15 protein-coding genes and 3 pseudogenes are annotated in these 13,518 nt (G+C 59.4%); 6 read left to right on the forward strand and 12 right to left on the reverse strand.

The window, feature by feature from the left end; translation table 11 throughout:
• Positions 1 to 65 precede the first annotated feature (65 nt).
• Both AC1DLT_RS01490 and AC1DLT_RS01495 read left to right on the forward strand, forming a co-directional pair.
• Positions 66 to 3,041 carry a Tn3 family transposase gene (locus AC1DLT_RS01490; RefSeq protein ID WP_477485644.1) on the forward strand — a complete coding sequence of 992 codons (2,976 nt, stop codon included), beginning with the start codon at positions 66 to 68 and terminating at the stop codon, positions 3,039 to 3,041.
• A 158-nt stretch (positions 3,042 to 3,199) separates the two neighbouring features.
• Positions 3,200 to 3,553: a sensor histidine kinase gene (locus AC1DLT_RS01495; protein WP_477485986.1), complete on the forward strand. Its 354-nt coding sequence runs from the start codon at positions 3,200 to 3,202 to the stop codon at positions 3,551 to 3,553.
• A 151-nt stretch (positions 3,554 to 3,704) separates the two neighbouring features.
• Here AC1DLT_RS01495 and AC1DLT_RS01500 read toward each other — a convergent pair.
• The 5 genes and pseudogenes from AC1DLT_RS01500 to AC1DLT_RS01520 all read right to left on the reverse strand — a co-directional run.
• Positions 3,705 to 3,878: pseudogene (locus tag AC1DLT_RS01500) on the reverse strand (hypothetical protein); the annotation flags it as partial.
• Positions 3,879 to 3,905: 27 nt separating this feature from the next.
• Positions 3,906 to 4,694 (reverse strand): ABC transporter permease, encoded by a 789-nt coding sequence (locus AC1DLT_RS01505; protein WP_477485645.1) that lies wholly within the window; start codon positions 4,692 to 4,694, stop codon positions 3,906 to 3,908.
• Complete coding sequence (locus tag AC1DLT_RS01510; protein ID WP_477485646.1) at positions 4,691 to 5,320, reverse strand: ABC transporter ATP-binding protein; 630 nt, start codon at positions 5,318 to 5,320, stop codon at positions 4,691 to 4,693. The genes AC1DLT_RS01505 and AC1DLT_RS01510 overlap by 4 nt, the downstream gene beginning before the upstream one ends.
• Positions 5,321 to 5,322: 2 nt before the next feature.
• A complete protein-coding gene (locus AC1DLT_RS01515) occupies positions 5,323 to 5,550 on the reverse strand; it encodes a phosphatase PAP2 family protein (protein ID WP_477485647.1) in 228 nt (75 codons plus the stop codon).
• Positions 5,551 to 5,682 carry a hypothetical protein gene (locus tag AC1DLT_RS01520; protein ID WP_477485648.1) on the reverse strand — a complete coding sequence of 44 codons (132 nt, stop codon included), beginning with the start codon at positions 5,680 to 5,682 and terminating at the stop codon, positions 5,551 to 5,553.
• A 47-nt stretch (positions 5,683 to 5,729) separates the two neighbouring features.
• Between AC1DLT_RS01520 and AC1DLT_RS01525 the strand changes: the two are divergent.
• The 4 genes and pseudogenes from AC1DLT_RS01525 to AC1DLT_RS01540 all read left to right on the forward strand — a co-directional run.
• A pseudogene (locus AC1DLT_RS01525) lies at positions 5,730 to 6,061 on the forward strand (TSUP family transporter); the annotation flags it as partial.
• Between the two features lies 1 nt (position 6,062).
• Positions 6,063 to 6,359 (forward strand): annotated as a pseudogene (locus tag AC1DLT_RS01530) (PQQ-dependent sugar dehydrogenase); the annotation flags it as partial.
• A 49-nt stretch (positions 6,360 to 6,408) separates the two neighbouring features.
• The gene (locus AC1DLT_RS01535) at positions 6,409 to 6,591 is read left to right on the forward strand and encodes a hypothetical protein (protein WP_477486001.1); all 183 of its coding nucleotides are present in this window, start codon (positions 6,409 to 6,411) and stop codon (positions 6,589 to 6,591) included.
• Between the two features lie 124 nt (positions 6,592 to 6,715).
• Entirely contained in the window at positions 6,716 to 6,958 is a 243-nt protein-coding gene (locus AC1DLT_RS01540) for an SDR family oxidoreductase (protein WP_477485649.1), read from the forward strand.
• Between the two features lie 13 nt (positions 6,959 to 6,971).
• Here the strand turns inward: AC1DLT_RS01540 and AC1DLT_RS01545 are convergent, their stop codons facing one another.
• The 7 genes from AC1DLT_RS01545 to AC1DLT_RS01575 all read right to left on the reverse strand — a co-directional run bounded on the left by AC1DLT_RS01545 (position 6,972) and on the right by AC1DLT_RS01575 (position 13,500).
• Positions 6,972 to 8,993 (reverse strand): bifunctional DedA family/phosphatase PAP2 family protein, encoded by a 2,022-nt coding sequence (locus tag AC1DLT_RS01545; protein WP_477485650.1) that lies wholly within the window; start codon positions 8,991 to 8,993, stop codon positions 6,972 to 6,974.
• Positions 8,994 to 9,003: 10 nt separating this feature from the next.
• Positions 9,004 to 9,555, reverse strand: coding sequence for a phosphatase PAP2 family protein (locus AC1DLT_RS01550; RefSeq protein WP_477485651.1), 552 nt, complete (start codon positions 9,553 to 9,555; stop codon positions 9,004 to 9,006).
• An 87-nt stretch (positions 9,556 to 9,642) separates the two neighbouring features.
• Positions 9,643 to 10,782 (reverse strand): MFS transporter, encoded by a 1,140-nt coding sequence (locus AC1DLT_RS01555; protein WP_477485987.1) that lies wholly within the window; start codon positions 10,780 to 10,782, stop codon positions 9,643 to 9,645.
• 108 nt (positions 10,783 to 10,890) lie between these two features.
• Complete coding sequence (locus AC1DLT_RS01560) at positions 10,891 to 11,433, reverse strand: Chromate resistance protein ChrB (protein ID WP_477485652.1); 543 nt, start codon at positions 11,431 to 11,433, stop codon at positions 10,891 to 10,893.
• A 253-nt stretch (positions 11,434 to 11,686) separates the two neighbouring features.
• Positions 11,687 to 12,526: a COG4705 family protein gene (locus AC1DLT_RS01565; RefSeq protein ID WP_477485653.1), complete on the reverse strand. Its 840-nt coding sequence runs from the start codon at positions 12,524 to 12,526 to the stop codon at positions 11,687 to 11,689.
• Positions 12,527 to 12,601: 75 nt separating this feature from the next.
• A complete protein-coding gene (locus AC1DLT_RS01570; RefSeq protein WP_477485654.1) occupies positions 12,602 to 12,991 on the reverse strand; it encodes a hypothetical protein in 390 nt (129 codons plus the stop codon).
• A 257-nt stretch (positions 12,992 to 13,248) separates the two neighbouring features.
• Entirely contained in the window at positions 13,249 to 13,500 is a 252-nt protein-coding gene (locus AC1DLT_RS01575) for a DUF1344 domain-containing protein (protein ID WP_477485655.1), read from the reverse strand.
• Positions 13,501 to 13,518 lie beyond the last annotated feature (18 nt).

Genomic DNA, 13,518 nt, shown 5'->3' on the forward strand with positions numbered 1-13,518 from the left:
TGATTTCTCTTGTCGGCCCGACTCGACAACGCTCGATGCAGATTGGTCAAGAATGGAGTCGGGCGATGGCAAAGCGCAAGCTTCTCAAAGATCAAGATCGACGGAAGCTTGTCGACGTACCAGTCGACGAGGACAGCCTAATCCGCCACTATTCGTTGTCATTGGCGGATCGTCTGGAGATAGAACTGCGAAGACGTAATCATAATCGGCTCGGCTTTACCATACAGCTATGTCTGATGCGGTACCCAGGTCGAGTATTGGGGGCAGAAGAAACTCCACCTCCCGCCATGCTGAAGTATGTTGCCGATCAGATCGGCGCCGCTCCAGACGAATTTTCCCTCTATGCACGCCGTGAAGAAACCCGCCGGGATCATATTGCGCGGCTAATGGCGTATCTGGATACGAGAAGCGCGACGCTGCAAGATCGCCGCGCCGCGCTATTGGCTGCAATTCAAGCGGCGACCATGTCCGACGACGGTGCTGCGATAGCCAATTCGATTGTCGCAACGTTTCGCGAACGCGGAGCTCTTTTGCCGGCGATCGACACGATCGAACGCATCGGCCTTGTCGGCCGTGCCATAGCCCGGCGCCGGGCAGAAAGAACCCTGATTGAAGATATCCCACTCGATAGGCTTCAATCACTGGATAGACTGTTAGAGGTTGACCCGTCGATCGGCCAGACGCGCTTTCATTGGCTGCGGTCGGCGCCAGAAGCGCCGGCTGCGTCGAACCTCGTCGGGCTGACCGAGCGGATAGCTTTTCTGCGGCGGCTGGAGATCGATCCGGAACTGCAGGCGCGCGTATCATCCGGACGGTGGGTCCAGATGATCCGGGAGGGCAAAGCAACGCCGGCGTGGCTTGCCAACGACTTCAACGCCAGCCGTCGCCACGCTCTGATCGTGGCTCAAGTCATCAAGCTTTCCCAGAAGCTTACGGACGATGCGGTGACGATGTTCATCAAGCTGATGGGCAGGTTGTTCTCGCAAGCCAACAATCGAAAGAAGCAGCGACAGGTGGACTGCAGAGCGAGTACCGCCAAAGCGCTGCGCATGTTTCTAGATACGATCACCGCCCTGCAATCCGCCAACGACTATGGTCGGAACCCATTGGATGTTCTCGACCAAAGAGTCGGCTGGGACCGGCTCCTTCAGATGAAGCCTGAGCTCGAGTCGCTGGTCGACGACAACGAGGCACCGCCGTTGACCGTAGCGGCCGAACAATATGCGACCGTTCACAAGTACACAGGTGCGTTTCTTAATGCCTTCACGTTCCGCTCGGCGCGTCGTCACGATCCGCTTCTCGCGGCAATTGCACTGCTGAAGCGCCTCCATGCCGAGAAGCGGCGTACACTGCCGGATCGCATCCCGCTCACCCACCTCAGCCAGACCGATCGGCGACTCATCTTCGACCAGGGGAAACCCGATCGCCGTCTCTACGAGATCGCAACGCTCGCGGTTTTGCGAGACCGGCTTAGATCTGCGGAGATCTGGATCGACGGCAGTCGATCTTTCCGGCCGATTGACGAACATCTGATGCCGCGGTCGACATTCATCACGATGAAGGAAGAGGATCGTCTTGGATTGGGCGTCGAGGCTGATGGCGCGCAGTGGCTTGCCGAAGCCCGTCAGATGCTTGACTTCAACCTGAAGCGTCTGGCGCACAGAGCCCGATCCGGAAAGCTCGAAGGAGTTCGTCTTGCGGCCGGAACGTTGATAGTCACACCAACCGCCGGCGAAGTCCCCGTGGCCGCCGAGGACCTGAATGCCGAGATCAGCGACATGTATCCGCTGGTCGAGGTTCCCGACTTGTTAAGGGAAGTGCATGAATGGACCGGCTTTGCGGATTTCTTCACGCATGTTCGCACCGGCGACTCTCCGAAAAATGTCTCTGCCATGCTCGCTGGCGTACTGGCCGATGCGACCAATCTCGGACCGAAACGAATGGCGGTCGCATCCAAGGGGATCAGCGCTCACCAGATTGGGTGGATGCGCACATTCCATGCTCGATCGGAGACCTACCGCACGGCGCAAGCGTGCATCACCGATGCCCACACCCAGCATCCGTATTCCCGCCTTTGGGGCAACGGCACGACATCTTCGTCAGATGGCCAATTCTTCCGAGCGAGCGACCGAGCCGCAAAGCGCGGCGACATCAATTTGCATTACGGCAGTGAACCCGGATCGAAATTCTATAGCCATCTGTCAGATCAATACGGCTACTTCAGCATTTTGCCCATCAGTCCGACCGAAAGCGAGGCGGCCTATGTGCTCGATGGGCTCTTCGATCAGGACACGGTCCTCGACATCCATGAACATCTTACCGACACAGGGGGTGCCAGTGATCATATCTTCGGGCTGTTCGCCTTGATCGGAAAGCGGTTCTCACCGCGACTGCGCAATCTCAAAGACCGGAAGTTCCACACGTTCGAAAAGAGCGATGCATATCCGGCGCTGTCGAACCACATCGGGGCGCCGATCAATGCCAATCTGATCCTCGATCATTGGGACGATCTGCTCCATCTTGCGGCGTCGATCACGACGCGGTCCGTGGTGCCGTCTACCATCCTCAAGAAACTGTCCGCATCTCCGAAGCAAAGCCATCTCGCCAGGGCGCTCCGCGAACTCGGCCGTATCGAAAGGTCGCTCTTCATGATCGAATGGTACTCAAGTCCGGCACTACGACGGAGATGCCAAGCCGGCCTCAACAAGGGCGAGGCAGCGCATAAGCTGAAGCGCGCTGTCTTCTTCCACGAGCGCGGCGAAATCCGTGATCGGTCGTTCGAAAGCCAAGCTTTCCGTGCCTCGGGGCTCAATCTCGTCGTCAGCGCGATCGTCCACTGGAATACGGTTTATCTTGATCGCGCGGTCACGCAACTGAAACGAGCGGGGCGAGACATTCCTGACGCTCTGTTGAAGCACATCTCGCCGCTCAGTTGGGAGCATATCAATCTTACCGGCATCTACACCTGGGATGCCGAACATCAGATGCCGAACGGATTTCGATCGCTCCGTCTGCCAGCCGTGCTGCGGCGGGTCGCATAAGTTCTCATTCCGTTCGCCCTTAGCGTACGATTTCGCACTGCTCTTGTTCCGACCCCAACCGACCTGATGCCCGTCCTGCGGATCGTCTTGCACGATATAGAGCGGACTGTGATCGGCAGCAGCCGAATCGTGATCCGGGCCAAGCCCTGGACGTTCGCATCGAATGGCCCGCCAATCCGGATGCTTTCGGGATCATTATCCGCAATCTGGTCGAAAACGCCCTGGTTCATAGCCCTGCGGCCAGTATCGTCACGATCGACGTGAACGAACGGGGCCTGATTTGCGTGACAAACGAAGGACCGACTATCGACCGACAGGTCCTGAAGGAGCTGACTGCCCGGTTTGCGCGAGGAACGACGCAGGCCTCCGGTTCCGGCCTTGGCTTGTCCATCGTCCAGCGGCTTGTGACGCAGATGCACGGGACGCTCGTGCTCCACTCGCCCGCTCCGGGATCGAGCCAGGGGTTTCAGGCAGTCGTGGATCTTTCGTTGGACCATAAAGCGAGCAAGTAAGTGCCGCGGGACAGGCCACGGCCAGGCTCGGTACCTTTGGCGGCAGGAAAAGGGACCGGCAAAAACAATCAGTACCCCACTTTCAGACGGGATAACCAGACGATCGGCAGTGAGATTCCATCGGACGAAAACGGCCCTACCGAATGGGGTGTCAGGTCTTCCGGGATACCTTCCAGTGGACGTTGGCCGGCTTGGTGCGAAAGGTCATGTAGATCACCAGGGCGACGATCGCGGCGAGGAAGACTAGGCTGGTGACGATGGTGCCGAAACCAAGGCCGCCATATTCGAGCGGCTGGGACAGCAGGTCGCCGAACGAGGCTTCGAGCCGACAGCCGGGAGCCAGGCTGATCGCTCAGACGATCCGATCGAAACGAAGCCTGTGGCGTTTGTCCGTGAAGCGCAATCCAGTCAGGTAGACCGCCGCTATGACGCTGGCGGTGCCGCTTGCCGCGAGCAAAAGCATCAGAAATATCTGATATTTTGCGGCTTCCAGAGGATCCTGGCCGGCAAGGATCTGCCCGCTCATGATTCCCGGCATGGTGATGATGCCGGCACCGACCATCTGGTTCATGACCGGAATGATCCCGGCTCTGATCGCCCGCGTCATCAGTGGTAAGAGCGCTGTGAGCCGCGTGGCACCTAATGCGAGATGCGCTTCGATCGCCACGCGCTCGTTGCTGATGTTGGACAAAAGCGCATTGAGCGCGATGCTGGCGGAATTCATCGCTGTGCCAAGGATAATCCCCGCGATAGGTATGGCATGAGCCGGTTCGAGCCAGCCTCGCGAGCCAAGCACCGTCAGCAACGCGAATGTCGAAACGACCATGGTCGAGAACGAAACCGACGCCCCGCTGATCAGGAATTGCCAGCGGCCTCGCAGGCGATGCGGCTGCCGCGCCCCGACCTCATAGGCTGCCGCGGTCACCATCGCCAAGAAGATCAGGATCGTCAGCCCGGCGGAATTCTGCTGGAACACGAACCGCAGTAAGACGCCGACCACCAGCAACTGCACGATCATTCTGACGGCCGCCCAAAGCAGGCTCCGATGGAAGCCGAGCGACAGGATCAGGGACAGGCTCGCGGAGAGCATGACGAGCGTAACAGCCAGTCCCAGTTCCAGAGGTGTCAGTACGATGGTCATGAACGGGCCCGCATCGAAATCTGCGCATCGGCAAGCCGTTCGACCTGCGCGGCGTCGTGACTGACGATCAGCAGGCCGCAACTGGCGTGTTTTGTTTCGGTCAGAATATCCTCCACTTTCAGGACGGTCTCGTGATCGAGTGCCGATGTCGGCTCGTCCAGGAGCAGAAATTTTGGCCTGTACGAAAGCGCCCTGACCAGAGCCATGCGTTGTCGCTCCCCGGACGACAAAAGACCCGGCAGCATGTCCAGCTTCTCCGCCTTGATGCCGAACTTCTCCAGCATCGCCAGGACCTCGCCGGTGACGGCGAAATGGTCCCGCACACGCGGTGCCCACCAACCCGCCTCGGAGGCAAGATACATGACGTTGCGCCGCCAGTCCGGTGCTGGGATATCTGCCTGCGAAACCGATCCCAGAAAAACCTTTCCGTCATGCATGTCGAGATCGGCGACCTTGCGCAGAAGGGTGGTTTTTCCGATGCCGGAAGGGCCGGTCAGAACCGTGCAGGACCCACCGGGCAATTCGAATTCGATGGCATCTAGCTGACCCGATGCAGGAAAGCTCGCCCTCAAGGTTTCGGCGGCGTTCGATAAGCCCGAAGATCGGTCTGAACTTGTTTCGATCATAGTCACGTCTTGTGCCGGGACTCCTCGCCGCTGACAACCCCGCAATGTCGCGCCACCAGCCAGCACAACATGGCCCAGGCGGCTCCACCGCACCAGCCCCCCAACACGTCCGACGGATAATGAACGCCAAGGTAGATCCGGCTAAAGCCGATAAGGGTTGTCAGAACGACGGCCACCACCAGAAAGAAGACCTTCGCGGCACAGATCGTTTGCAATTCGGAAAGAAGCACTCAGAGCGTGAAATAGGCCGCGGCAAACATCATGGCATGGCCGCTCGGAAAACTGAGATCGCCGACTTCGACCAGATGCGGCACGACATCCGGTCGCTGGCGGCCGATGCTGATCCTGAGACCGTTGCTCAAGGCCCACCCACAACGACCGATGCGAGCAACAGCAGGGCGATCGACCTATTGCCGACAATTGGGTAATCATCGGCAACCTGCTTGCCGGAAGCCTGCTCGGTGCGTGGTTTGGGGCGGGCTGGGCGATCCGCCTGAAATCGGCAACATTGTACAAGGTCATTGCCATCGTGCTCATTGCCATCGCCATCGTGCTGGTGCTCGGGCATGACGCGACGGCAGGACAGCCGCTGTTGACCGGAGCGGCGCAACTCAATGCCGGTGTGATCGCCGGCTTCGTCATCGGCATCGTTGCCGCGCTGCTCGGGGTGGCGAACTGCTTATTCCCAGCCTGGTGCTGTTGTTAGGCGCGGATATCAAACTCACGGGAAGCCTATCTGTATGTGACGACCGGATGGACCGAGAACAGGCAGCGGCCACAGGACATCTCGAACCTCGCCGGCAAGGTCTTGCGCATGACCATCGACGGCAAGGTGCCGAACGACAATCCATTTCCCGGCTCCTACGTCTATTCTCTTGGACACAGAAACCCGCAAGGGATCGCCCGGGGTACTGACGGCCGGTTGTTCGTCGCAGAACACGGACAGTCCGATCACGACGAGATCAACATGATCACCGCCGGTCACAATTGCGGTTGGCCCGTCGTTTCCGGCGACGAGGAACGGCAGGGAATGGAAAGGCCTCTTCTTCATTCCGGCAACAATACCTGGGCGCCCTCGGGCATCGCATTTGCTGGAAACGAACTCCTCGTCTCCGCTCTTGTCGGCAAAAGGCCTCTACGTCTTCGACGCCGTCGAGGGCGGCCTGAAACCGATCTTCACCTCCCGCGATCGGCTCCGCGACGTGCTGCCCGTCGGCCAGGACATCTACGTCGTGACGACGAACCGCTCGCCTCGGGCGGAAGGTCTCTGAAGACAGGCTCCTGAAGCTGACCCGGACGAAATAGCCCGGCCCACACTATTCGACACAACAGGAAGACCGAGTTGAAATTCAACTTCGAAAACAACGTGTCGCTCGTCACAGGCGCTGCATCGGCATGGGGCTGGCGACCGCGAAGGCATTCGCAGCCGCCGGTGCCGCCGTCGCACTCGTTGACGTCAACGAAGACGCGGTCAAGGCTGCGGCGGACGGGCTGATCGCGGACGGCCACAGGGTTATCGGCATTCGATGCGATGTCACGAACATGGGAGAGGTCGAGGCGATGGTCGCCGACGATCACCACCTTCGGCGGTCGCCAGGGGCATCACCAATATCGAACTCTTCGACACCTGTGAGGTGAACGCCGGCCGCGATTATTGATGGGCCAAGAGAACCCGCCCGTCCCACTCGTTGCTCGGTTGCTCGACAGCCCGTGACACGAGGCTGCCGCCTTCAAAAGACTGCGCCAGCGCCTGCCTCGGCGCGTTGAAGTCGGGTCGCGTCGAAACCAGAGTGATCAGCGAGAGGGGGCGATAGATACGCTCTTCCGTGACCGAACCCACCCAAAGTGGAGTCGGCTGCCCGTCCATGAGTTCCAAGTCGGCGGTCCACAGGCGAAGAACGAGACGCGAATTTGAGTTGGTAGGCGTGCCCCGGGATCGGACGAAGGTTAGATCTGGAAGACGTCCGCTCGCAAATAGAGGGACGACCGGGACAGCAACGGCGTCGGTGGATGCAGTGAGCCATGCGAGGGCGGTTACGGGCGTCCAACCCGTCGAGGGCCTCCAACAATGTTGCTGCAGCACATCCTGCAAATCTGGTAGACCACCCGCCCATTGGAACGTCAGCGGTTCCTCCACTTCACCGGTGAGATCAATCCGCCGCTCGGGTAGCCTCTGCCAACCTGTCGCCCACCAGTTGGCAACAGCCGTGATCTGTGTTGCGCTCTTGGCTGCATACCGCTCCACATCGATCGCATGGCTTCGATAGATGTTGCTTCCTCCAGCAAGGAGAAGTGCTACGGACGTCGTGACAAGCAAGGCTGGCGATCCTATTCGTTCGACCGGCCGACGCAGATAGAAGAGGCCGAGCAGTATCAGCCACGCGGATCCGAATGCCGCCCCGCCAACCACGTCGGAAAACCAATGCGCGCCGAGATACAGGCGCGAGAACGTGATTAGGAAGATCAGAGCCGCGGCGCCCAGGGCGACGGACAGCTGCAGCGCCGGACGAAGCTCGCGGGCAATGAGAAACGCAAGAAAACCGTAAAGCACCATGTTCGTCGTGCTATGGCCGCTCGGGAAGGAAAATGCACTCCAGCCGGAATAGAGCAGCTCATCTGGTCTCGCTCTGTGGAGTGTGACCTTGATGATGGTGTTGAGGGCCGATGCCCCTGCGATAGCAACCAGCCAGAAAACAGCCGTGCGCCATGCATGTTTCCACAGGAGCCATAGGAACACGATAGCCGTGACCGCCACTACCACTTTCGTGTCGCCAAGCTCCGTGATGCCGATCATAATCGCATCACCAGCTGGCGTGCGAACCTCCTGCAGTGCATTGTAGATAGCGCTATCGGCGAGAACCAGCGGGTCACCGTTGATCACGTCCTCAAGGACGCCGAAGAACAGCCAGGCCGCGCCGCCGAGGAGGACAAGCATTAAGGCGAGGACCCGCGCTTCGGAACGCTCCGGGTCGAGCAGGCTGGCGACACTGCGGCTGAGCCATGTGTCGCGGGTCTCAGCCCAGCTCCGCATCTCTGCGATGCCAACGTTCAGAAGCGGAACAGCGCGCCTCATTGTCGAGCGTACAAGACACCAGGTGACCCAGCCCGCTGCGATCAGAATGACCAAAAGGATCGCCAGTGGTTTTGACGCTGCGCCGAGGACACCGAATGTGGCGCCGACGAGAACGCCGGGCAAAATGTGTGACGGCGCCCAGACAAGGGCCGAGGCGATGTTGACGGCATAGAATCGCCTCACCGACATTCCGAGCATGCCAGCGAGAAGCGGGACGAAGGCGCGAACCCCCGGCGCAAATCGGGCGATAAAGACACTCTTGTCGCCGTGCCGCTTGAAAAAGGCTTCGCTACGCGCGATCAGTTCGGGGTGTCTGTTCAGTGGCCAGCGCCCAAGAATCTCGCGGTGGTATCGATGGCCAAGCCAGAAAGAAACACCATCCCCGACGATCGCACCTGATGTCGCTGCGGCGAGCAAGGGCCACAGCACCAGGACGCCACTCGGAACGAGAGCGCTCAAGGCAAGTATGACCGCCGTGCCCGGAACGATGACGCCGATCATTGGGATCGACTCAGAGAGCGCCAGCAGAAATACTGCGAGATAGGCAATGTGCGAATGCGCGCTCAACCAGTCGATTGCCGATGAGACCAAGGACGCCATCTCCGTCGTCCTAAAGGATGTTGGTGATCAGTCGGTCGGCTCTGGTGCCTTCCCGATACACCGCACGGACAATCAATGCTGCGATGATTCCGGTCAGAGCACCGCCGAGAACGTCACTGGCATAGTGGGTGCCGATATAAATACGGGAGAAGGTGACCAGGCAGGCCGCGGCAAGGAAAGCAAGGCCGGCTCGTCGCGAGCCATGAATGAGCAAGGCTGCCGCAATGGCAAAGGTCGCCGTTGCGTGGTCGGACGGAAACGAAAAGTCGGCGCTTCGTTCGATCAGCAGGTTGGTTATTCCGCCGTCATAAGGGCGGGCCCTGTGAATGAAGAGAAGAATGATCTGGTTGATGCCGAGCCCCAGTAGAAACGAGAACCCTGCCGCGACGAGGATATGTCGCATGTGCGGTCTGTCTGGCCTCCGCCACCATTGAACGGCGACCGCCAGAATCATAAGCGGAACGCCGATACTGGAGATCCAGATCATCAGAAGATCGAGAGCAGCGCTATGTCCTGCCAGTCCGTTGATCGCATGCGTTAGGGCGGCGTCGAGTTCATACATCGGCAGTCTCCAGTTTGCTTCAAGCAGCCTCAGACGCGCTGCCTTGGTAGTTGATTGGACGCGATCACATGGCCGGGCGGCGGATGCTCACACATGGGTCCGATCTCCCAGCCGGACGCGCACGACGGACAAGCCGACGAGAGTCATCATGGTGAAAGCGGCTCCCGCCAGGAATGTGCCCTGCGGCCCTGTCACGTCCCATAGGGCACCGGCGACGACACTGGCTGCAAGCAGTGCGATGCCTGTCACCAGGTTGAACACGCCGAAGGCGGTTCCACGCAGTTCGGCGGGAGCGCTTTCTGCAATCAAGGTTGCCAGCAGGCCTTGGGTGAATCCCATATGAAGACCCCAGAGCACGACACCAACCCCAACCCAGACAATATCGCCCGCGAATGCAAGCGCGAGGTCGGCTCCGAGCAGAAGAACGAGCCCAATTGCGAGAAGGGTCGTGCGATTGACGCGATCCGACAGCACACCAACTGGATAGGCCGAAAGGGAGTAGGCAAGGCTCATGACGACCAGGACAACGGGGATCACCGTTACCGAGAAGCCGATGGATTGTGCCCGCAAGATCAAAAATGCTTCGCTGAAGCGGGCGAGCGTGAAGACGGCCGCGACCCCGACCACCCACCAATAGGTTGCTCCCAATCGGCGCAGTTCATCGCGATGCAGCGGCATCCGGACACGACGTTGCTCCTTCGGCCGATCCGGCTCCTTGACTGCAACGACGATCAGACCAACGGACAGGAACGCCGGGATAACGGCGATCCAAAACACCGCTTGGAAATGGTCGGCCGTCAGCCACATCAAGCCAATGGCGAACAGCGGTCCGAGAAAGGCGCCGACCGTGTCGAGTGATTGCCGCAGGCCAAAGCTGGCGCCACGCAGATCGGGTGGGGCAATGTCGGCGACGAGGGCGTCACGTGGCGCGCCTCTGATGCCTTTGCCGACACGGTCGATGAATCGCGCCGCGATCAGCCATTCGATGGACGCAGCCAGCGGGAAGATAGGCTTGGTGAAGGCGGCTAGGCCATAGCCGATCGCCGCCAGAAGCTTGCGCTTGCCGAGCCAGTCGCTGAGTGCGCCGGAAAAGACCTTCGTGATGGAAGCTGTCGCCTCGGCGATACCTTCAATGATGCCGACGCTCAATGCCGACGTCCCGAGCACTGTGACCATGTAGATGGGTAACAGAGCGTGGATCATCTCGGAGGATATATCCATAAGCATCGAGACGAACCCAAGGACCCAGATGCCCGTCGGAAGACCGGACCTGCGGATAAGCGAGCTGCCGGTGCTCGCCGTGGCTCGGTCAGGCCTGTCCAGTTGACCGCTCATTTATCGGTTCTCGTCATGAGCATCGAAGACCCTTTGCGCGTAGCTGTCGAGCAATGCCTCGCACCCCCGCAAGCGCTCGCTCGCCTCTGCCGAGAGCGTGGCTCCGTAAAAATCGAGCTTCTTGATCTTCTCCAGCCAGCCCTGGAGCTTCTTCAGGTCGGTGTCTTCTTCTTCGAGTTCGGCATAAGTGAACTTGTTGAACGCGATCTCCTTTGCGATCTCGGCCTCGAAATCGGCACACCGTCCCAGAAACTCCCGATACTGATCGTCGCGATCGGCTTTGAAGCGGTATACGACTTTGTCCTCTTGCGCGCGGTCGAGGGCGACTGTCTCCAGGATGACGGATTCACCGCCCATCTTGGAAACATCGTTCTCGAGCATCTTCAGCCGTCGGAAATGATCGTCGGTCTTCGGCAGCAAGCAAACGCCGTTCTGCAGATAGACGGCGCCCATTCCCTTCAGCCGCCGCCAAAGCGCGATGCGTTTGGTCGCGGGGTCTGGGGGCACTTTATATGTGAGCAAGAGCCAAGCCAATTTGGTCATGTAGCAATCATGTTGCAACGACCGTTACAAATCAACCATGGTTGCTGGCGCATTGAAAGAGTGCCGTTGGCGGCAGGAACTCCGGAAAGCGCGTCTTTGGTCTAAGCTAAGCTTCCGCTGGAATATCCATGTCAGAGCCTCCAAGCCGACACAGGCGTATAGGAAGCCCTTAGCCATCAATCGGGTATGCGCGATGCTCACAAAGGTCGAGAAGTACGGATCCGCCCCGATGACAACGATACGCTGGGCCTCTTTAGAGTTCTTCTTCGGTAACAGTAAACGTCTCGCTTCGGCTGGCCTTTGCCCATTCCCCATCCTCTTCGACGCCAATCAGTTCCTCGCCTTCATGTCCCATGCTCATGAAGACTACGATCGTGACGATCGCGGCGAGAAAGATTGCGCTTGTTATGATCGTGCCAAGACCGAGGCCGCCATATTGCGCAGGTTGAGACATCAGATCGCCGAACGAAGCACCCAGAGGCCTGGTCAGGATGTAGACCAGCCAGAAGCCAAGTATCGGGTCGAGACCGAGGAAGAAGTAGCCGATACTGAGCGAGATGATCATCATCCCGAACAGAACGCCGGTCGCCAGATAACCCAGCGCGAACTGCTCGGCCACCAGATCGCCCGCCGCCGTGCCGAGCGCGAAGGTGAACAGGATAGCGAGCCAATAGAAGGCCTCGCGCCGGCCGGTGAATATCGAGTGGATCGAAAGCGTCCGCTCCTTCTGAAACCACAGCAGGAAAGTCAGCGCCAGGGCGATCGAGAAAGCAATCGTCGTAGCCATCAGTGGCACATGGAAGTTGTCGACCAGATTGTCGGTAATCAATGTGCCAACAATGCTGATCAGCACCACGGAAAGCCAATAGGCGGCGGGAACATATTTCCTCTGCGCAAACTGCCAGAGCAATGCGACCGCCAGAATAGCGGACATAACCAGCGACGTCACCGTCAAGCCCAAACCCATCTGCACATCGAGATAGTCGGCGGCCGTTTCACCCATGGTAACGGCCATCAATTTGATGAGCCAGAAGTCGGCCGTGACGCGGGGAACGCGATTGTAGACAACGGCTTTGGCGGTCGGTGCAGGCATGACGAGTATCCTCAGATGGGCGTCGAACGTCTCGGAGGGCCGTTCCGGCGCGGGGGTGACGCGGTTCGCTGCCGCCTATTGAGCAGGCTGAGCCGGATTGTTGAAAACCGCCATGAGAGCGGCGAGCGTTTTATTAACTTTGTCAGCCGACGGAGCGGACTGACGCAGCGCCTTCAGCGCTGCGTCAGAGGCGGCGTCAACGTTGTTCCAGTCGTTCGGGTTCAGCGGACGGATCGCGGTCTCGGCCTGGTCCCAGGCCGTCTCATAGTCGGTGATCCGCTTTGCGGCGGCCGACAGGTCCCCCTTGGACGCGAGCGCCTGAACGTTGGCTATGATGGTCTTGAACGATGATAGATCGCCGAGATCCGCCGATTTGGCGGGCGCATTGTTGGCGTAGAGCTCAAAACCCGTGAAGGCCGCCACCGGAGCGGCAATGAGCGCGATGGCAAGAAAGATCTGTCTCATCAGTGGATTTCCCGAATTTGGCAGTGCAAGGAAGGCGTCACTTCAGTGTCGCCCCTCGCGGGTTGAATGGCGCGCCTGCGGTGGTAGCGCGATACGTTCGCTCTTTGCCGGCGGCGTTCGGCTGGCCTGCTATGACTACGCGGGTTCAATTAGCTGAGAATTAGAGCGGATGTCGGCGTGGCACCGGACACGCAATCAACCGTGTGCCAATTGCGCGCGAAGGCGGCGGCCGGCAATGGCACCGGCCGCCGCAATCGTCATTTCTGCGGTATCAGATGGGAGACAACCGCCTTGCCGCCCTTGTCCGCATAGGTTAGCTGGACCTTCTCGCCGACGCGGAGTTTGGTGTCTTCGATTCCCTCGGGCAGGACGTAAGTCTTGCCGTCCGACAGAGTGATCGTATCGGCATTCTTGCTGATTGCGGTGATCGTGCCGGATGTCTGGGCAGCGAATGCGGCACTGATCGGCGCCAGCACCAGCATCGCAGCTATAATCATTTGCGATTTCATCTCTTTTTCCTTTCACGG

It is taken from the genome of Neorhizobium sp. 05N33 (genome assembly GCF_056397445.1).